The sequence below is a fragment of the Dermacoccus sp. MPR-E5 genome (assembly GCF_058809565.1).
The window spans coordinates 152,203-170,562 of the sequence record NZ_JBXASS010000006.1 but is presented as its reverse complement, the minus strand read 5'-3'; the positions used below and the strand labels follow the sequence as shown (position 1 = coordinate 170,562).

17 protein-coding genes, 4 tRNA genes and 1 pseudogene are annotated in these 18,360 nt (G+C 69.6%); 11 read left to right on the top strand and 11 right to left on the bottom strand.

Annotation, left to right across the window (positions count from 1 at the left end):
* Nucleotides 1-51: 51 nt before the first annotated feature.
* Nucleotides 52-138, bottom strand: a pseudogene (locus tag AC1RS9_RS06600) (short-chain dehydrogenase); the annotation flags it as partial.
* A 490-nt stretch (nucleotides 139-628) separates the two neighbouring features.
* Here AC1RS9_RS06600 and AC1RS9_RS06595 point away from each other — a divergent pair.
* Nucleotides 629-1,291, top strand: a complete 663-nt coding sequence (locus AC1RS9_RS06595; RefSeq protein ID WP_131941627.1) for a lytic transglycosylase domain-containing protein — start codon at nucleotides 629-631, stop codon at nucleotides 1,289-1,291.
* Nucleotides 1,292-1,396: 105 nt separating this feature from the next.
* Here the strand turns inward: AC1RS9_RS06595 and AC1RS9_RS06590 are convergent.
* The 4 genes from AC1RS9_RS06590 to AC1RS9_RS06575 all read right to left on the bottom strand — a co-directional run bounded on the left by AC1RS9_RS06590 (nucleotide 1,397) and on the right by AC1RS9_RS06575 (nucleotide 3,847).
* Nucleotides 1,397-1,472: transfer RNA gene (locus AC1RS9_RS06590), tRNA-Lys, on the bottom strand.
* A 203-nt stretch (nucleotides 1,473-1,675) separates the two neighbouring features.
* The gene (locus tag AC1RS9_RS06585) at nucleotides 1,676-2,035 is read right to left on the bottom strand and encodes a hypothetical protein (protein WP_074041007.1); all 360 of its coding nucleotides are present in this window, start codon (nucleotides 2,033-2,035) and stop codon (nucleotides 1,676-1,678) included.
* A gap of 222 nt (nucleotides 2,036-2,257) precedes the next feature.
* Nucleotides 2,258-2,902 (bottom strand): CoA transferase subunit B, encoded by a 645-nt coding sequence (locus AC1RS9_RS06580; RefSeq protein ID WP_038569361.1) that lies wholly within the window; start codon nucleotides 2,900-2,902, stop codon nucleotides 2,258-2,260.
* A gap of 165 nt (nucleotides 2,903-3,067) precedes the next feature.
* Nucleotides 3,068-3,847, bottom strand: a complete 780-nt coding sequence (locus tag AC1RS9_RS06575) for a CoA transferase subunit A (RefSeq protein ID WP_074041008.1) — start codon at nucleotides 3,845-3,847, stop codon at nucleotides 3,068-3,070.
* A gap of 122 nt (nucleotides 3,848-3,969) precedes the next feature.
* Here AC1RS9_RS06575 and AC1RS9_RS06570 point away from each other — a divergent pair, with 122 nt between their 5' ends.
* Together AC1RS9_RS06570 and AC1RS9_RS06565 are read left to right on the top strand one after the other, a co-directional pair.
* Entirely contained in the window at nucleotides 3,970-4,884 is a 915-nt protein-coding gene (locus tag AC1RS9_RS06570) for a hypothetical protein (protein ID WP_074041009.1), read from the top strand.
* A gap of 121 nt (nucleotides 4,885-5,005) precedes the next feature.
* Nucleotides 5,006-6,100 (top strand): NADH:flavin oxidoreductase/NADH oxidase, encoded by a 1,095-nt coding sequence (locus tag AC1RS9_RS06565; RefSeq protein ID WP_074041010.1) that lies wholly within the window; start codon nucleotides 5,006-5,008, stop codon nucleotides 6,098-6,100.
* 92 nt (nucleotides 6,101-6,192) lie between these two features.
* On the opposite strand, the gene AC1RS9_RS06560 is transcribed toward AC1RS9_RS06565, so the two are convergent.
* Nucleotides 6,193-8,250: an ABC transporter ATP-binding protein gene (locus AC1RS9_RS06560; RefSeq protein ID WP_074041011.1), complete on the bottom strand. Its 2,058-nt coding sequence runs from the start codon at nucleotides 8,248-8,250 to the stop codon at nucleotides 6,193-6,195.
* The gene (locus tag AC1RS9_RS06555; protein WP_074041012.1) at nucleotides 8,247-9,986 is read right to left on the bottom strand and encodes an ABC transporter ATP-binding protein; all 1,740 of its coding nucleotides are present in this window, start codon (nucleotides 9,984-9,986) and stop codon (nucleotides 8,247-8,249) included. Before AC1RS9_RS06555 ends, AC1RS9_RS06560 begins: the two co-directional genes overlap by 4 nt.
* Before the next feature lie 92 nt (nucleotides 9,987-10,078).
* On the opposite strand from AC1RS9_RS06555, the gene AC1RS9_RS06550 reads away from it, so the two are divergent.
* Nucleotides 10,079-11,290, top strand: coding sequence for an MFS transporter (locus tag AC1RS9_RS06550; protein WP_074041013.1), 1,212 nt, complete (start codon nucleotides 10,079-10,081; stop codon nucleotides 11,288-11,290).
* Nucleotides 11,291-11,348: 58 nt separating this feature from the next.
* On the top strand, nucleotides 11,349-11,975 hold the full coding sequence (locus AC1RS9_RS06545) for a hypothetical protein (RefSeq protein WP_074041014.1): 627 nt from the start codon (nucleotides 11,349-11,351) through the stop codon (nucleotides 11,973-11,975).
* Here the strand turns inward: AC1RS9_RS06545 and AC1RS9_RS06540 are convergent.
* The gene (locus AC1RS9_RS06540; RefSeq protein ID WP_131941629.1) at nucleotides 11,913-12,371 is read right to left on the bottom strand and encodes a hypothetical protein; all 459 of its coding nucleotides are present in this window, start codon (nucleotides 12,369-12,371) and stop codon (nucleotides 11,913-11,915) included. The genes AC1RS9_RS06545 and AC1RS9_RS06540 overlap by 63 nt on opposite strands.
* 220 nt (nucleotides 12,372-12,591) lie before the next feature.
* Nucleotides 12,592-13,413 (bottom strand): siderophore-interacting protein, encoded by an 822-nt coding sequence (locus AC1RS9_RS06535; RefSeq protein ID WP_074041021.1) that lies wholly within the window; start codon nucleotides 13,411-13,413, stop codon nucleotides 12,592-12,594.
* Nucleotides 13,414-13,676: 263 nt separating this feature from the next.
* Here AC1RS9_RS06535 and AC1RS9_RS06530 point away from each other — a divergent pair, with 263 nt between their 5' ends.
* The 4 genes from AC1RS9_RS06530 (at nucleotide 13,677) to AC1RS9_RS06515 (ending at nucleotide 15,151) form a co-directional block, all read left to right on the top strand.
* The gene (locus AC1RS9_RS06530) at nucleotides 13,677-14,723 is read left to right on the top strand and encodes a PHP domain-containing protein (protein ID WP_062258224.1); all 1,047 of its coding nucleotides are present in this window, start codon (nucleotides 13,677-13,679) and stop codon (nucleotides 14,721-14,723) included.
* Between the two features lie 167 nt (nucleotides 14,724-14,890).
* Nucleotides 14,891-14,966: transfer RNA gene (locus tag AC1RS9_RS06525), tRNA-Glu, on the top strand.
* Between the two features lie 22 nt (nucleotides 14,967-14,988).
* Nucleotides 14,989-15,065, top strand: a tRNA-Asp gene (locus tag AC1RS9_RS06520).
* Nucleotides 15,066-15,078: 13 nt separating this feature from the next.
* Nucleotides 15,079-15,151, top strand: a tRNA-Phe gene (locus tag AC1RS9_RS06515).
* A gap of 189 nt (nucleotides 15,152-15,340) precedes the next feature.
* Here AC1RS9_RS06515 and AC1RS9_RS06510 read toward each other — a convergent pair.
* Together AC1RS9_RS06510 and AC1RS9_RS06505 are read right to left on the bottom strand one after the other, a co-directional pair.
* Nucleotides 15,341-16,648, bottom strand: coding sequence for an aspartate aminotransferase family protein (locus AC1RS9_RS06510; RefSeq protein ID WP_131941633.1), 1,308 nt, complete (start codon nucleotides 16,646-16,648; stop codon nucleotides 15,341-15,343).
* 159 nt (nucleotides 16,649-16,807) lie between these two features.
* On the bottom strand, nucleotides 16,808-17,485 hold the full coding sequence (locus AC1RS9_RS06505; RefSeq protein WP_492920903.1) for an IMPACT family protein: 678 nt from the start codon (nucleotides 17,483-17,485) through the stop codon (nucleotides 16,808-16,810).
* An 84-nt stretch (nucleotides 17,486-17,569) separates the two neighbouring features.
* Between AC1RS9_RS06505 and AC1RS9_RS06500 the strand changes: the two genes are divergently transcribed.
* Nucleotides 17,570-17,932, top strand: a complete 363-nt coding sequence (locus AC1RS9_RS06500) for a hypothetical protein (RefSeq protein ID WP_115296992.1) — start codon at nucleotides 17,570-17,572, stop codon at nucleotides 17,930-17,932.
* A 187-nt stretch (nucleotides 17,933-18,119) separates the two neighbouring features.
* On the top strand, nucleotides 18,120-18,317 hold the full coding sequence (locus tag AC1RS9_RS06495) for a DUF3073 domain-containing protein (protein ID WP_006943260.1): 198 nt from the start codon (nucleotides 18,120-18,122) through the stop codon (nucleotides 18,315-18,317).
* Nucleotides 18,318-18,360: the final 43 nt, after the last annotated feature.

Sequence of the window (18,360 nt, the reverse complement as noted above, 5' to 3'; positions counted from 1 at the left end):
CCACATCATGCCGACAACCCCGGAATTCCGCCGAATCCGAGCCCCTGAGGCTCAGGCCGCCGACCACCCGCCGTCCGAGGTGAGCACCGCGCCGTTGATGTTGGTCGAGTCGTCGCTCAACAGGAAGGTGGTCGAGGCGTGCTCCAGCCATTCGCCGATCGTGTTGCCGGCGGTGATCGGGGTGTTCGTCATCGTCTTCTCCAGATCTGAGGCGCCCACGGCGCCCGAGGGTGCGGTGTCGATCGAACAGCAAGGGCTACTCATCGCCCCCTTCGATCCCTTCACCTCGACGAGGCGCGTGGATGAGGTCTGGGCGGACGTTCATGTGTTCGTCGATTTATCAGGGCTGCCCGTCGTCGGGGGGCTGCGACCATCTGTCGACGTGTTGTGCGACGTTGCAGCGACGCGTCGTCGTCAGGCCCTCGGAGCGTGGCAGCCGAGACGGGCGCCGGCAGCCTGTCAGACTGGAGCATCCCGCTACCCCGGCCTTGCGGAGGGGATGCGTACATCGACAGGGTTCTACGCCCCCTGATCGTTTGGCAGCGTGTGAGGCAGCAGCGGGCAAGCAGCCGGGTTCGGCCGAGAGTCGGACCTCAAGACGCGCGAGACGAGAGCGAACGAGAAGATCATGACCCCACGACGCGCCGCGTCATCGTCCGCGCCCATCCGTCTGACGCGGCGTGGGCGCATCGTCGTGACGTGCCTCGTCGTCGCGCTGTGCGCGGGATTGCTGCTGCTCATGACGTCGACACGCTCGGACCCGCAGCTCGTCCCGTCGTTCGACGCGCCCCTCGGCGCGCTGGACGAGTCGAAGGTGCCGAACGGCTGGGGGCCGCTCGTCGCGGCGGCGTCGCGCGAATCGGGCGTGCCCGGCGCTGTGCTCGCTGCGCAGCTCGAGGTCGAGTCGAAGTGGAACCCGAAGGCCGTCTCGCACGCGAACGCCAAGGGGCTCGCCCAGTTCACGCCCGACGCGTGGGCCAGCCACGGCAAGGGCGACCCGTTCGACCCCGCCGACGCCATCGCCGCACAGGGGCGTTTGATGCGTGAGCTGAAGCAGCGGGCCGAACGTTCAGGCATCGCCGACAACCCCATGCGCCTCGCGCTCGCCGGCTACAACGCAGGCTTCGGCAACGTGACGAAGTACCAGGGCGTCCCGCCGTTCGCGGAGACGGAACACTACGTCGCCGCCATCACCCGCGCGATGGGCAAGTACGCCAAGCCCCTGCCGCCGACGAGTGGTGCGTCGATGGGCGGGGCCGCGAGGAGTGGAGCGACGCGACCTGCGTCGTGACCCGCGTGTCTGCTGGACCGAATGTCGTTGCAAATCGCAGAAGGGACGGGCAGGTCGGGACCTGGCACAACGGCGGTTTTCGTCCACATTCGTCGCGCCGACGAGTGGTGGGCCCTGTGGGGCTCGAACCCACAACCTACGGATTAAAAGTCCGCAGCTCTGCCAATTGAGCTAAAGGCCCTTGCTGCTCGGCTCCTGGCACCCAGATCCTTGCATCGGGCTCGATGCGCCAGAAGAGAATCGTGACGAGTCGTCCGACTCACGATCGTCGACTCGCACGGCCACCGTGCAGCGCGAGACAGCCTAGCCCCGCCCGACGCGCCACGACGAACCGGGCGGGGCGAGCCTTGCGAGCGGGTGCCGACGAACGGGGCGAGCGGCGGCTCAGCTGTAGGCCGGGCGGTCGCCGTCCTCGGGTTCGACGTGCGTGCGCCGCTCCTCGTCGGTGCTGGTCACCGCACCGGGCAGCGCGTGCTCGGCGATGATGCGACCGGAGTCATCGCTGATGACGATAGTGCTGTGCTCCGCCATCGTCAGGTTCTCGGCGAGCTGGTCACGCGTGAGCTTCGGCATGTTCATGCCCAGACGCTCGAAGCCTGCGTCGAGCAGTTCCATCGCGCCGTCACGATCGCCCGGCCGCACTCGCCCGGCGACGTCGCCGAGCATGTCCGCGAACCGGCTGAGCGAACCCTCGCCGTACTCCTCGGTGAACTTCTCGTTCACCACGTAGTTCCACGTCCCCATGACGCACCACCTTTCCTCACTGCCACGCTACTGCGTTGTCGCACTATGGAACACCCCCGGGGCCGCCCGAGGTCACACTGGGCATCCCCCGCGTCGCCATCGATCGCCGCGTCGTCCCGAGGCCGCGCTGGAGCTCGGGGTGTCATCGGTCTCCGACGACGCCCCGAGCTCACCCGCGCGCCCGGATCGCCGTCGATCACCCACGGCGCCCGAATGGCTGCCTCAGCCCACCGATGCCGCCGCCGTCAGCGGCACGCCCGTCCTCGACTCGAGCTCGGCGAACGTCACGTCCGGTGCGAGTTCGGTGACGACGAGACCGTCGGGCGTCACGTCGATGACGGCGAGGTCGGTGATGATGCGCTCGACGACACCGAGCCCCGTGATCGGCAGGGTGCACGCGGGCAGGATCTTGGGCGATCCGTCCTTCGCGCAGTGCTCCATGAGGACGATGACCTTCTTCGCGCCGTGCACGAGATCCATCGCGCCACCCATGCCCTTGACCATCTTGCCCGGGATCATCCAGTTCGCGATGTCACCGTCCGCCGACACCTGCATGGCACCGAGGATGGCCGCATCGACCTTGCCGCCCCGGATCATGCCGAACGACATCGCCGAGTCGAACGTCGAGGCGCCGCGCCGCAGCGTCACCGTCTCCTTGCCCGCATTGATGAGGTCGGGATCGACGGCGCCATCGCTCGGATACGCGCCTACCCCCAGCAGCCCGTTCTCCGACTGCAGGACGAGTTCGACGTCGTCCGCCACGTAGTTCGGCACGAGCGTCGGCAACCCGATGCCCAGGTTGACGTAATCGCCGTCCTGCAGCTCCGCCGCAGCACGCGCCGCCATCTGCTCTCGCGTCCAGGCCATGTCAGTCACCCTCCGTCTCGCGGGTCGTGCGCTTCTCGCACTCTCGGACGAACGCACGCCCCCCGAACAGTCGCCCATCCATCTCAGTCACCCTCCGTCTCGCGGGTCGTGCGCTTCTCGCACTCTCGGTCGAACGCACGCCCCCCGAACAGTCGCCCATCCATCTCAGTCACCCTCCGTCTCGCGGGTCGTGCGCTTCTCGATCCGCTTGTCGTCAGCCTGTTCGGACGTCAATTCCACGACTCGCTGCACGTAGATGCCGGGCAGGTGGACGTCGTCGGGGTGGATGTCGCCCGGCTCGACGAGCTGCTCCACCTCCGCGACGACGACGCGGCCCGCCATCGCACACAGCGGGTTGAAGTTGCGCGCCGACAGGTTGAACACCAGGTTGCCGTGACGATCACCCTTCGCCGCACGCACGAGTGCGAAGTCCGTCGTGATGGCCTCCTCGAGCACGTACGGCTTCGCGTCGTCGCCGTCACCGTAGACGCGCGTCTCCTTCGCCGGTGAGGCCTTCTCCACCGAGCCGTCGGCCGCGTACTTCCACGGCATGCCGCCGTCGGCGACCTGCGTACCCACACCCGTCGCCGTGTAGAACGCGGGGATGCCTGCGCCACCGGCGCGCAACTTCTCCGCGAGGGTGCCCTGCGGCGTCAGGTGCACCTCCAGCTCGCCCTCGAGGTACTGGCGCGCGAATTCCTTGTTCTCGCCCACGTACGACGCGATGACGGTGCGCAGGCGCCCGTCGCGCAGCAGCACGCCGAGACCCCAGTCGTCGACCCCACAGTTGTTGGAGACGACGTCAAGATCCTTCGCGCCCTGCTCGTGCAGCGCCGCGATGAGGACGCTCGGGATGCCGCACAGCCCGAACCCTCCGACGGCGAGCGACGAACCGTCACCGATGTCGGCGACCGCTTCCGCGGCCGAGGCCACCACCTTGTCCATGAACCCTCCAGATCGCGCTTCGTGAGATGCACCTCACACCATGCCGACTTCAGTTAATCATCCTTAACCGAGGCGTGGGGGTGCGGCTTGCGACCGGCCCCGCGCGCGACGACACTTCGAGCATGACGAGCCAGCTGCGCGAACCCCTGTACGGCCTCCTCCTCGACGTCGACGGACCCATCGCGAGCCCGGTGACGCGCACCGTCGCGATCCCGTCGATCGCCACGGATCTCGTCGCGATGGCGCGGGCGGGCGTCCCCATCGTGTTCAACACGGGTCGCTCCGACGACTTCGTCGCAGCCACCGTCATGCCCGCGCTGCTCGACGCCGGACTACCCGACGACGCGCCCGTCATCGCCGTCTGTGAGAAGGGCGCGACGTGGTTCACCCCGACGCGCGCGCACCTGCGCAACGCGGGCGTCGACCTGCGCGTCGACGACGCCCTGCGCGTTCCGACGGGGCTCGTCGAGTACTGCCGCAGTATCGCCCCCGATTTCGACGACGCCATGTTCTTCGACGACACGAAGAAGGCCATGGTGAGCCTCGAGGCGCACCATGGCATCGACCTCGACGTCTACCGCGAACGTCAGCACGCGTTCGATCAGCGGGTTTGGGATTACCTCGCCGAGCAGGAGATCGGCGTCGTCTGGGGTGAGCGAGAAGCGCTCAACGGCAGTGAAGACATCGCCGTCCGCATCGATCCGACGATCATCTCGACCGACATCGAGCACGTCGGGGTCGGCAAGAACGTCGGTGCCGACAAGGCGATCGAACTGCTCGCCGCGCGCGGCATCACCCCGCGCGAGTGGCGCACCCTCGGCGATTCACGCAGCGACTACGCGATGGCTGATCGTCTGCACGAGCGTGGATTCGTCGTGCGCCACGGCGACGTTCGCCCCGCCGACGGCCTGCTCGAGCGCACCTACCCCGTCGAGGTCGCGCCCGATCCGGCGCTGACGAACGACGCCGCCGGTGCCGCGTTCCTCACGCGATGGCGCGCCGACGTCAAGCGCGGCGAGGCATCGGCGGCGTTCTGACGGAGCGGTTGGCGGCCAGAACAACGGGCCGAGGAAATATCGCGTCCCTAACCACCGTTGTCGCATGGGCCCCACGAGGCGCGGTCCGTGGCCGCGCCCGATCCTGACGAAAGGCCCCCGCATGCCCCAGCTGTTCGAACCCCTCACCCTGCGCGACGTCGAATTCCGCAACCGCATCTGGCTCACGCCGATGTGTCAGTACAGCTGCGAGGCGTGCGACGGTATCCCGACCGCGTGGCACTTCGTCCACTACGCGACGCGCGCCGTCGGTGGTTTCGGGCTCGTGCTGACGGAGGCCACCGCCGTCGCGCCCGAGGGGCGCATCAGCCCCCAGGACGCCGGCCTGTGGAACCACGACCAGGTGGCCGCATGGCGCCGCGTCGTCGACGCCGTCCACGCGAACGGCGCGAAGATCGGAGTCCAGCTCGCGCACGCCGGACGCAAGGCTTCGACCTACCGCCCCTTCGCGGGTGAGCCCTCCGGCAGCGTGCCCGTCGACGCAGGCGGTTGGGAGGCTCTCGGCCCGTCCGCGGTCGCCTTCGACGGTTACGCAACGCCCCGCGCCATGACGCTCGCCGACATCGACGACGTCGTGGACGCCTTCGTCGACGCCGCCCGACGCGCGGACGAGGCCGGTTTCGACGTCGTCGAGCTCCACGCAGCGCACGGCTACCTGCTGCACGAGTTCCTCTCCCCTGCCTCCAACCGCCGTGACGACGAGTACGGCGGCTCCTTCGAGAACCGCGCCCGTCTGCTGCTGCGCATCGCGACCGAGGTGCGCGCGGCCTGGCCGGAGGCGAAGCCGCTCTTCGTGCGGGTCTCGGCCACCGATTGGGCCGAGACGGGCTGGAACATCGACGAGACCGTCCGCCTCGCTCGCGAGCTGAAGTCCGTCGGCGTCGACCTCGTCGACACGAGCACCGGCGGCAACGTGCCCGCCGACATCCCCGTAGGGCCCAACTACCAGGTGCGTTTCGCGTCCGAGATCCGGCGCGGGGCCGATATTGCGACCGGAGCCGTGGGACTCATCACGGAGCCCGCGCAGGCCGAGGCGATCCTCACCGAGGGCGACGCCGACGTCGTCCTCATCGGACGAGCAGGCCTGCGCGAGCCGTATTGGCCGCTGCGCGCCGCCGCCGAACTGGGTCTGACATGGCGCGAGACGCCGTATCCGGCGCAGTACACGCGCGGCGCGTGGGAGCACGCCCGGGGCTGAGATGCCGTCGACCGCCCCGGCCCTCGAGAACGTCGGGGCGGTCTTCCCGGCCGAAGAATGCGGACGACGACGCCGGAATCATCCGGCTCCCGTCAGGCCGGTCGTACGTCCGCTGCCTTCCCCTCGTCCGTGTCGGTCTGCGCCGCCCCGGCGAACTGTGCCTCGTACAACCGCCAGTAGGCGCCGCGCGCGGCGAGCAGATCGTCGTGCGAGCCCTGTTCGACGATGCCGCCGTTCTCCATGACGAGAATGATGTCGGCGTCACGGATCGTCGACAGTCGGTGGGCGATGACGAAGCTCGTGCGATCCTGACGCAGCGCCGCCATTGCCTGCTGGAGCGTCGCCTCCGTGCGCGTGTCGACCGATGACGTCGCCTCGTCGAGGATGAGGATGTCGGGCCGCGCGAGGAAGGCGCGCGCGATGGTGATGAGCTGACGCTCACCCGTCGAGATGGAGCCGCCCTCGTCGTCGATGATCGTGTCATAGCCGTCGGGCAGTGAGTGCACGAACCGGTCGACGAACGTCGCGCGAGCGGCTTCGAGCAGTTCGTCGTCGCTCGCGTCGAGCCGCCCGTAGCGCAGGTTGTCGGCGATCGTGCCGCGGAACAGCCAACTGTCCTGCAGCACCATCCCGAAGTGGGAGCGCAACTCCTCGCGTGGCACGTCACGCACGTCGACCCCGTCGACGAGGATGCGACCCGCATCGACGTCGTAGAAGCGCATGACGAGGTTGACGAGCGTCGTCTTGCCCGCACCCGTCGGCCCGACGATGGCGACCGTCTGGCCGGGCTCGATCCGCAGGTCGAGGCCCGTGATGAGCGACGCGTCAGGGTCGTAACCGAAGCGCACGTCATCGAAGACGACCTCTCCGCGCAGCGGCGTCGGCAGGTGCGCGTTCTCGCCGGCACCGCGCCCGCGGGCGTCGCGCGACTCCTCCGGCGCGTCGAGCACCTCGAACACGCGCTCGGCGCTCGCGACGCCGGACTGCAGCAGGTTGATCATCGACGCGATCTGCGTGACGGGCTGCGTGAACTGGCGCGAGTACTGGATGAACGCGGTGACGTCACCGAGCGTCATCTGCCCCGACGCGACGCGCACGCCGCCGATGACGCAGATCGCGACGTACTGCAGGTTGCCGACGAACATCATGATCGGCATCATCAGCCCCGACAGGAACTGCGCGCGGCGCGAGACCTCCGTCAAGGAGGCGTTCGTCGACGCGAACGCCGCCTCCACCTGCGGCCCTCGCCCGAAGACCTTGACGAGCTCGTGCGCCGTGAACGCCTCCTCGATCTGCCCGTTGAGCGTGCCCGTGTGCGCCCACTGGGCCACGTACTGCCCCTGCGAACGCTTCATGATCTGCCCGGCGACGAGCATGACGAGGGGAATGGTCAGCAGTGCGACGATCGTCAGCTGCCACGAGACCGTCAGCATCATGACGACGACGCCGAGCACCGTGCAGATCGACACGAGCAGCTGCCCCGCCGATTGCTGCATCGACTGCCCGACGTTGTCGATGTCGTTCGTCACGCGCGAGAGCAGCTCGCCGCGCGGGCGCGAGTCGACATAGGACAGCGGCACGCGCTGCAGCTTGGCGTCGACGTCGGCGCGCAGTTTCTCCACCGTCCGTTGTACGACGGTGTTGAGCAGACGCGCCTGCACGACCTGCAGCAGCGATGCAACGACGTAGAGCGCGACGACGGTGAGCAGGATCGTCGCGACACGGTCGAAGTCGATGCCCGCGCCCGGTACGAGGTCCATCGCCGCGACCATGTCGGCCATCTTCGACTGCCCCGACGCGCGCAGCGCCGCCACGGCCTGTGCCTTCGTCGAGCCCAGGGGCAGATGCATGCTCACCGAGCCCGCGAACACTGCGTCGACGGCCTTGCCGAGCACCTTCGGCGCGACGACGTTCATGACGACGGCCGTGACGCTGAGCGCCAGTACCGCGATGACGCGCAGCCGATGCGGTTTCAGCAGCCCGATGAGGCGGCGCGCGGATGCGCCGAAGTTCAGCGACTTCTCCGCGGGCGCCATCGCCGCGCCATGACCCCCGCGACGCGGCCCTCCGGCCGGCGGGCCCGGCGGGCGAGTGCCCGAGCCGGGCGATGCGGCCGATGCGGCGGGCCCCGACGGCTGACGGCGGCTCACGCCGCTCCCTCCTGACGTCCGAGCTGCGAATCGACCACCTCGCGGTACGGCGCGCACGTGGCGAGCAGTTCCTCGTGCGTGCCCATGCCGACGGCCGCGCCGTCCTCGAGGACGATGATGAGGTCGGCGTCCGTGATCGTCGAGACGCGCTGGGCGACGATGAGCACCGTCGCGTCCTTCACCTGCGGCGCGAGCGCGGCACGCAGCCGCCTGTCGGTCGCGAGGTCGAGTGCGCTGAACGAGTCGTCGAACAGGTAGATGCGGGGCTTCGCGACGAGCGCCCGAGCGATGCACAATCGCTGCCGTTGGCCACCGGAGACGTTGCTACCGCCCTGCTCGATGACGGCGTCGAGGCCGCCGTCCATTCTCTCGACGAAGTCACGCGCCTGTGCCGTCTCGAGCGCGGACCACAGCTCGTCGTCGGTGGCGTCGGGTTTGCCGTAGCGAAGGTTCGACGCGACGGTGCCGGAGAACAGATAGGCGTGCTGCGGGACGAGGCCGATGCTGCCCCACAGCGCCTGCGGGTCGAGTTCGCGCACGTCGACGCCGTCGATGCGCACCGCGCCGGCCGACACGTCGAACAGTCGCGCGACGAGGCCGAGCACCGTCGACTTGCCCGAACCGGTCGAGCCGATGAGCGCGACGCGTTGGCCGGGGCGGGCGGTGAACGACAGGTCGCGCACGACAGGTTCGTCGGCGCCCGGATAGCGCATCTCGGCGTGCTCGAGTTCGACGACGCCGCGCACCCCACCGTCGGGCAGGATCGGTGACGCAGGCTCGACCACGCTCGAGCGCGTGTCCAGTACCGCCGTGATGCGCTCGGCAGCCACTGCGGCACGCGGAATCATGACGAGCATGAACGTGGCCATCATGATGGCCATGAGGATCTGCATGAGATAGCTCATGTACGCCGACAGCGCGCCGATCTGCAGGTCGCCGTCACCGACGCGGTGGCCGCCGAACCACCAGACGGCGACCGTCGAGAGGTTCATGACGAGGAACACCGTCGGAAACATGAAGGCCATGAGGTTGCCGACGCGGATCTGCGCGTTCGCGAGCGCCGAGTTGGCGGCGCCGAAACGCTGCAACTCGTGCGGTTCCCGGACGAACGCACGCACGACGCGGATGCCCGACAGGTGCTCGCGCATGACCCGGTTGACGCCGTCGAGCCGCTCCTGAACCGTGCGGAACCCGGGCACCATGCGCGAGACGATGAGACCGATCGCGACGGCCAGCACCGGCACGGCGACGACCATGAGCCACGACAACCCGACGTCCTGGTGCAGCGCCATCATGACGCCGCCCACCATCATGATCGGCGCCGTCACCATGAGGTTGGCGCCCATGAGAACGAGCATCTGCACCTGCTGCACGTCGTTCGTCGAGCGCGTGATGAGCGACGGCGCGCCGAACTCGGCGACCTCGCGCGAGCTGAAGCGCTGGACGGCGCCGAAGACGCGGGCCCGCATGTCGCGTCCGGCGTTCATCGCGATGCGGGCCGAGAACCAGGCCGCGCAGATCGCGGCGCACACCTGGACAACGCTGACGAGCAGCATCCAGCCGCCGGTGCGCCAGATGTAACCGGTGTCGGCGCGTACGACGCCGTGGTCGACGATGTCGGCGTTGAGGTTCGGCAGATACAGCGACGCGGCGACGCTGACGAGTTGCGCGGCGACGAGCCCGAGCAGCAACCGACCATGGGGCGCCAGCGACTGACGCACGAGTGAGACGAGCACGTGCTCAGCCTAGGTGCGCCAGGACCGACAACCCCGTCAGGTCGCGGTTGTCGGCGGTTTCGGCGCCCTCACGGCGCCGGTAGCATGGGCGGGTGAGTCACGTCGGGTATTCAGGGTTGTTCGGGCTCACGGGCCGTTGGTACGTCGTCGTCGCGTTCATCGCGCGCCTGCCACTGGCCATGTCGCAACTCGGCACGCTGCTGCTCGTCGCGACGACGACCGACTCCTACACCTACGCCGGCATCTGCGCGGGAGCGCTGGCGGTGTGCAACGCCATCGGTTCGCCCTGGTTCGGTTCCCTCACCGACCGGCTCGGCCAGACGCGCATCCTTCTCGTGCAGTGCCTCGGCGGCGCGGCGGGCCTCGTCGGTGTCGTCGCCACCCGCTACTTCGATACGCCCTGGTGGCTGACGGCCATCGTCGCGGCGCTCGCCGGGTTCGCGCTGCCGCAGATCGGTCAGCTCGCCCGCGTGCGCTGGCGTCCTATCATCGGATCGCACGGCGCCGATGGGCGGCTCGTCACGACCGCATTCTCCTACGAGGGAGCCGCGGACGAGGCGTCGTTCGTCGTCGGCCCGATGCTCGTCGGCGCGTTCGCGGCCTTGTTCGGGACGTGGGCGCCGCTGCTCGCCGCCTCGGCGCTGCTGCTGTGGTTCGGTCTGCAGTTCGCACGTCACCCCAGCGCCTCACTGGTCACGCCGGCCCCGACGGGCTCGTCGCGTATACCTGTGTGGAGCGCCGCGTTCACCGTCCTGTTCGTCGCGCAGTTCCTCATCGGCAACCTGTTCGGCTCGATCCAGACCGGTACGACGATGATGACGCGCGCCGCCGGCCACGCCGAGAGCGCCGGGTTGTTCCACGCGCTGCTCGGCATCGGTTCCGTCAGCGCCGGCCTCGCGTTGGGCCGCGTGCGCCGCACCCCGGATCACGCGCGCCGGCTGCTCCTCTTCGCGACGGCCATGTGGGTGCTGTCGCTGCCGTTGCTCGCCGTCGACGGGCTGTGGGGGCTCGCAGGTGAGCTCGTCATCCTCGGCTTCGCGATCGCGCCGTACATGATCACGACGTTCACGCTCGGCGAACTCATCACCGATCGCGGGCGCCTCGCGACGGCCATGACGTTCCTCGCCGGCGCGACAGGCCTCGGCTACGCCAGCGGAGCGGGCATCGCCGGACGCCTCGTCGACGCCCACGGCGCGACGGCCGCGTTCGCCGTCACGCTCACGGCGACGAGCGTCGCCCTCGTCCTCGCCGTCGCGACGCGCGGTTTGTTGCGGCGCGCGCAAGCGCGCGCTGCGCAGGTGTGACCAGCCGACGTCGCTGACGTGGTGGTGCCGCGCCAGCGCCTCTCGTTAGGCTGAGGTCATGCCTCGTTTCACGCTTCCCGCTCTCGACTCCCCGGCCGCGCAGGCCGCCATCTCCGCCGCGACGGCGGCCGCCACGACGCTGGTGCGTCCCGCGCGCTTCCCGCGCTGGGTGCGACGCGGCGTCGCGATGTCGTCGACGCTGACGAGCGTCGGCATGGCGATGGCGGGCGAGCGCCGCCCCGCGAGCTCGCGCCTGGCCGACTCGAACAAGGCGATCAACGTCGTCGACGGGCGCGCCACGTCGTCGTCGATGAGCGACCTGGCCGCCGCCGCGACGGCCGGCATGGGCCTCGTGACGTCCGGGCTCGCGCTGCGCATCGACAAGAACGTCGAGAAAATGCTGCTCAAGCGCGGCGTGCGCCACCCGCGTCTGTGGATGGCTGTCGGAGCTGCGGCGATCAGCCTCGTCGGGCCGTACGTGACGAAGCAGATCCAGGCGTCCACGGCCCGTCTGCAGGAGAAGGCGCTGCCGAAGGAGACGCTCGAGTCGACGCTCAGCGACCCGCTCGGCACGAAGCAGAAGGCGTCTGCGCCGGCCGGTCAGATCGAGTCCGCGAACACCTCACGCCCCGCGGCCGGCGACGACGACGAGCGCCGCGAGAGCGACGAGCACACCGACCACTGAGAACACACGCGCGACGTCGGCACAGGCCGTCGCGGCACTTCGGGCGGCACCCGCTTCGGCGAGGTGCTGCCCGAAGCTCTTCTGCCACCGCGTCATCTTCGGCGCGCCCAGCGACGTGAACGGCAGGTAGCCGAGGACGACCGCGATCGCCGCCGCATCCCCGACCCAGCGCGCCGCTCCCCCGGCGCGCACACCGAACCAGGCGCCCGTCAGTGTTGCGACGGCGGCGAGGAACGCCGAACCGTGCCACAGCAGCGCGGCCCGCCGGCCGCTGCGCGCGTCGGGGCCGAGCCGCGCCGCCATCCACGTGACGACGGACGTCCGCACCGAACGACGCGTCAGCAGGACGAAGGCCGCAGCAGCGACGACGAGCAGCAGGAGCAACCAGGACTTCACCGCGGCATTGTCTCGCGTTTCGCCGCGACCGCGCGCCGCGTTCGACGTCGTTGTCGTCGCGGACCTCGGCGTCGATCGCGCCGAGGCGATCAGTGACGCGGGGGCGAGCGCCCGGCCATCAGCGTGACCTCGACGAATGCGGACGAAAATCGCCGATGGGGACGCCGTTCGCCGTTGGGGACGAGAATCGCGGATGGGCACAGGGGGCGAGGCGCGGGGGTCAGGCGCGGTCTTGTTCCTGCTCCATCTGCTGCACGAACTCGCGCTTGCTCGACTGCCACGCGTCCTCGTCATGGCCGGGGCGCCAGTATCCGGAGATCGACGCGTGCGCACGAGCGACGCTCTTCTCGACGATGAGCAACCGGCGCATCTCTTTGATCATCTCGGCGTTGCCGTGCACGAACACGCGCAGCCCGTCGGGGGCATCACCGTCGCGCAGACCCGGCACGTCGGCTGCGGCGACGACGTCGACGAGCCCGCCGCCGTGGCTGCGCGTCTCGTCCCGGTGCACCCAGACGAGGTTCATGTGCGCCAGTGCGCGCACCGGAGGGTGCACGCTCGCGTCGGCCACCTCGAGCACGACGGTGCACGCGGCGTCCTGCGGCAGCGCATCGAGCGCCGCGGCGATCGCGGGGTAGGCCGATTCGTCGCCGACGAAGAGGTGATGAGCGGCCTCCGACTCGGGCGCCCACGCGCCGCCGGGGCCGAGGAAGCCGATGACGTCGCCCGCTCGCGCCGCAGCCGCCCAGGGCCCCGCGAGGCCGGCGTCACCGTGCACGACGAAGTCGATCGCCATCGTTCCGGCCGCGTGGTCGATCGCCCGGATCGTGTAGGTGCGCGTCACCGGCCATTCCTCACGAGGCCGCTCGGCGCGGATCTGTTCGGGGTCGAACGGCGCTGCGTAGTCGGCCCCGCGCGGCGGGAAGAGCAGCTTGACGTAGGCGTCCGTCACCGGTTTCGGCTCGAGGGCGCGCAGCCCGTCCCCGCTGAAGTGGACGCGCACGAGGTCGCGGGTCAGCCGCTCGGTCTGCTCGACTCTCACGTGGGTGGGCGTTCGCCGCGGGCAGGCCGGCGCTGCTTCGGTGTTCGTCACGATGTCCTCGTCTCGTCGGGGCTCCTCGGCGCCGCAGGGCACCTCGCTGCGATCCTGATCGGCCATTTCCAGTGACACCCACGAAGGAACGACACCGAGGCCACGCAGACGAGCCAAATCCAAACTAAGGCTCCTAACCTCTGGGCAAATCAGGATCCTTGGGCAAGGCGGAGGCCCTGGGCAAGTCCGGGCGATGTTCGTACAGTGACCACATGACCGGTGCTCCCACGCCTCGCGAAGCGCTCGACCGCATCGCCTTCCTGCTCGAACGTCGCCGTGCGGGTACATACCGCGTCAAGGCGTTCCGTGGCGCCTCGCGCGCGATTGCCGCGCTCGACGAGGAGACGTTGCGCGCGAAGGCCGCCGACGGCTCCCTCGCGGACGTCTCCGGCATCGGCAAGACGACGCTCGCCGTCATCACCGAGGCACTCGACGGCCGCGTCCCGAGCTACCTCGACCAGCTGGAGGAATCGAGCCCCGAGCACCTCGTCGAGGGCGCGCAGCGCGTCATGGCCGCCGTCAAGGGCGACTGCCACACCCACTCCGACTGGAGCGACGGCGGCTCACCGATCGACGAGATGGTCATGGCAGCGATCTCCCTCGGGCGCGAGTACATCGTGCAGACCGACCACTCCCCCTCGCTGCGCGTCGCCAACGGGCTGAGTGCCGAGCGGCTGACGAAGCAGCTCGGCGTCATCGACGCGATGAACTCGGCCCTCGGGGCGACGGGCACCCCGTTCGTCCTGCTCAAGGGCATCGAGGTAGACATCAAGGAGGACGGCTCCCTCGACCAGCGCGCCGACATGCTCGACCGCCTCGACGTGCGGGTCGCGTCGGTTCACTCCAAGCTGCGTTCGGGCCCGGCCGCCATGACGAAACGCATGCTCGGCGCCATCGAGAACCCCCACACGACGATCCTCGGGCACTGCACCGGCCGCCTCGTCGACGGCGAACGCGGCGTCCGCCCACCGTCGACGTTCGATTCCAAGGCCGTGTTCGCTGCATGCGCCGAGCACCGCGTCGCCGTCGAGATCAATGCGCGCCCCGAACGCTGCGACCCGCCCGACGATCTCATCCGCGAGGCGATCGACGCCGGCTGCTACTTCTCCCTCGACTCCGACGCGCACGCGCCCGGCCAGCTCGACTTCCTCCAGTACGGCGCGGCCCGCATCGAGGAGCTCGGCGTGCCGCTCGAGCGCGTCATCACGACGTGGGACGTCGAGCGGGTGCGTACGTTCGCGCGCAAGGAGATCGCCTGAGAAGCGCCTCGACGCCGCCCGGGCCGGGCAGCGCACCGCACGCCATGCCGCCGGAATCCCCGCCATTCCGGGCGTTTTGCGTTGCCCGGCGAACGTGTACTAAAGTTACGCAAGTTCCAGCGGGGCAAACACCGGAAGGTGAGCGGCTCGCGGGAATGATTTGTGTAGTCCCCATCGTCTAGCGGCCTAGGACACTGCCCTTTCACGGCAGCGGCACGGGTTCGAATCCCGTTGGGGATACCACGCACAGATCGGCCTTTCACGAGGCCCCGTAGCGCAGTTGGTTAGCGCGCCGCCTTGTCACGGCGGAGGTCGCGGGTTCGAGTCCCGTCGGGGTCGCCATCCCTTTCCCAAGGGCCAGATAGCTCAGTTGGTAGAGCGAGCGACTGAAAATCGCTAGGTCGGCGGTTCGACCCCGTCTCTGGCCACGCTCCACCGAGAAAGCCCCCGAGATTCGTCTCGGGGGCTTTCTCGTGTTCTGCATGCCTCCCGGTTCGATATGCCTCCCGGTTCGAGGCGCGTTCCACGCCGCGGCACCCCCGACGTTGCACCGGGTGCGACGCTGCCTCGTTCGGCAGCGTCGCAACGGCCGACCACCCACCGACGGCGCGTCGTCGTCAGCTCGCGGAGAGCGCCTCGTCGAGGATCGTCAGGGCCGCACGGACGTCGTCGTCGCTGACGTTGCACGGCGGCACGACGTGCAGCCGGTTCGCGGCGGCGATGACGAGCAGGCCGGTCTTCTTGCACGCGGCCGCGACGGCGGCGGCGCGCTCGACGTCGGGCGTGCGCGCGGCGTCCTCGACGAGTTCGAGCGCCCAGAACACCCCGACGCCACGCGCCTGGCCGACCGCGTCGTGCTTCTCGGCGAGCGCCTGCAGGCCGGGGCCGAGCACGTCGGAACCGATGCGGGCGGCGTTCTCGACGATGCCCTCGTCCTGCATCGCGGCGATCGTCGCGACGCCCGCCGCGCACGCGAGCGGGTGGCCGGAGTAGGTGAGGCCGCCGGGGTAGGCGCGCTCGTCGAAGTGGTGGGCGATCTCGTCGCTCAGCACGACACCGCCGAGCGGCACGTACCCCGAGTTGACGCCCTTGGCGAACGTGATGAGGTCGGGCACGACATTTGCGTGCTGGTGCGCGAACCAGGCACCGGTGCGGCCGAAGCCGGCCATGACCTCGTCGGCGATGAAGATGATGCCGTACTTCGTGCAGAGCTCGCGGACGCCCTCGAGGTAGCCCGGCGGCGGCGGGATGATGCCGGCCGAACCGATGACGGGCTCGAGGATGAGAGCGGCGAACGCGTCGGCGCCCTCGGAGGTGATGGTGTGCTCGAGGTGCGTCAGCGCACGCTCGCACTCCTCGTCCTCGCTCGTCGCCCAGAACTCGCTGCGGTAGAGGAACGGACCGTAGAAGTGGACGACCTCGCTCGCACCCTTGTCGTTGGCGAAGCGGCGCGCCTCACCGGTGAGGTGGATCGACTGCGCCGTCGCGCCGTGGTAGCTGCGGTAGGCGGCGAGCAGCTTGCGACGGCCCGTCACCTCGCGCGCCATGCGGACGGCGTGCTCGTTCGCCTCGGTACCACCGTTGGTGAAGAACACCTTGTTGAGCGTGTCGGGCAGCAGGTCGCTGATCATCTTCGCCAGCTGCGAACGCTGGTCGTTGGCGTTGCTCGGCCCGATCGTGCACAGCGTCTCGGCCTGCGTCTTGATCGCCTCGACGACGCGCGGGTGCTGGTGGCCGACGTTCGTGTAGACGAGCTGGCCGGTGAAGTCGAGGTACTCGTTGCCGTCGCCGTCCCACAGGCGGGAGCCGGACGTCTTCGTCACGACCATCGGCTTCAGCGCGGCCTGCGCCGACCACGAATGGAAGACGTGGGCCCGGTCGAGTGCGTATGTTTCGTCGGGGGTCAAGGTCTTCGGTTCACTCATGGAGCCACTCTGGGGGTTCGCACGCCCACGCGCCAACCCCGTCTCAGGGCGCGGGAGACGCGCCGTGGCGCGGCAGAAGTACCGGGGCAGGTGTGGTGTCGCTGATGGGTGGCGGCCGGTGCGCCCCGAAGACGCGCGAAGGTCCGGCCGGCTGACGCCTCACCCAGGCTGGTCGGCGAGTGAGACCCAGCGCTGCCCACACTCGTCGAGGTCGGCCGAACCGCCCGTCAGGCTCGCGAGCTCGCTCTCGAGCGCTGCGCGGTCGGCCTCCGTGACGGCGAGCACCAGGCGCGCCGTTCCTGAGGCCGCGCCTTGGGCGTAGTCGACGCCCTCGACGTGCCGCCCGGCGGCTCGCAGGGCGTTCTCGACGCGGGCGACGTCGGCGATGCCGACGTCGGCCGCCATGACGAGGCGACACTCGTACGTGACGACGCGGGCCTCGGCCAGCGCGGCGCGCACGACGTCGCCGTAGGCCCGCACGAGCCCTCCGGCGCCGAGCAGCGTGCCGCCGAACCAGCGCGTCACGACGGCGACGACGTCGCTCAGACCCGAGGCGACGAGCGCCTCCAGCATCGGCGCGCCCGCCGTGCCCGACGGCTCGCCGTCGTCGTTGCTGCGCCGCACCTGACGCTGGGGGCCGAGCACGAACGCGCTGCAGTGATGACGCGCGTCCCAGTGCTGCTTACGAGCGGCCTCGACGACGGCCCGTGCGGCCACCTCCGACGCTTCGTCGTCACCCGCGCCCACCGGCGTCAGTTCACACAGGAACCGCGAGCGCTTCACCTCGATCTCGGCGATGGCCGGGCCTGCGAGGGTGGTGAACCGAGACGTCGTCATGTCCGGCGACGATACCGGGCGCGATGATGCGAAACGACGACGCGGAACGTGGCGCCCCCGTCGCGCGGGCGTCAGAATGGGGGCATGACGTCGCGCCATCTGCCCGCATCCGCTCGCACCCTCGTCGTCGGTGGTGCCTGCGTGCTCGCCGTCGCCGCGGGGTCGTCCTCACCCGCCGCCGCCATCACGCGCAGCCCGGGTGTGAGCTCGAGCAGCACCGCCGGGGCGTCCGAGGGAGCTCAGGAGTTGACCGTGCAGACCGCCACGGCCTCCCCGAGCACCGTCAAGGGGCCGACGACGCCGACGGTCGACGAGCCCGGCGACAACGAACCTGCCCTCGTCCTGGGTGGTTTCGGCCTCGGCGCGCTCGCCCTCGCGGGGGCGTTCGTCGTCGCCCGACGGCGTGTCGTCGACGATCCAGGCTTGGCCACCACCCACACGGAGTGAGACCGGTCACTCATGGCCGCGCGAGGTGCCCGGTGATCCGCGTCGATGGGCGGAAATCAACGCACCTGAGGTAGCGTTACCCCCACGACAGAAACTTAGGATCCCCAGGGCCCTCCGCCTGACGTCCGCACGCCCGCGTGCGGGGTGATGATGGCCGCCCTGGCAACACGACAGAGGGGGTCTCGCCATGGGGCGCGGCCGGGCCAAAGCCAAGCAGACCAAGGTTGCACGCGAGCTCAAGTACTTCTCGCCGGACACCGACCTCAGCGCGTTGGAGCGAGAGCTCCGTGCCTCGCGCAGCGCGAACGAAACGCGTCAGGCGCAAGCCGACGACGAGGGCGACGAGTATGACCGCTACTCCAAGTGGGCCTCGGACGACGACTGACCACGACGAGCGCGCAACCCGCTTTTTCTTGAGTTGACGTGAA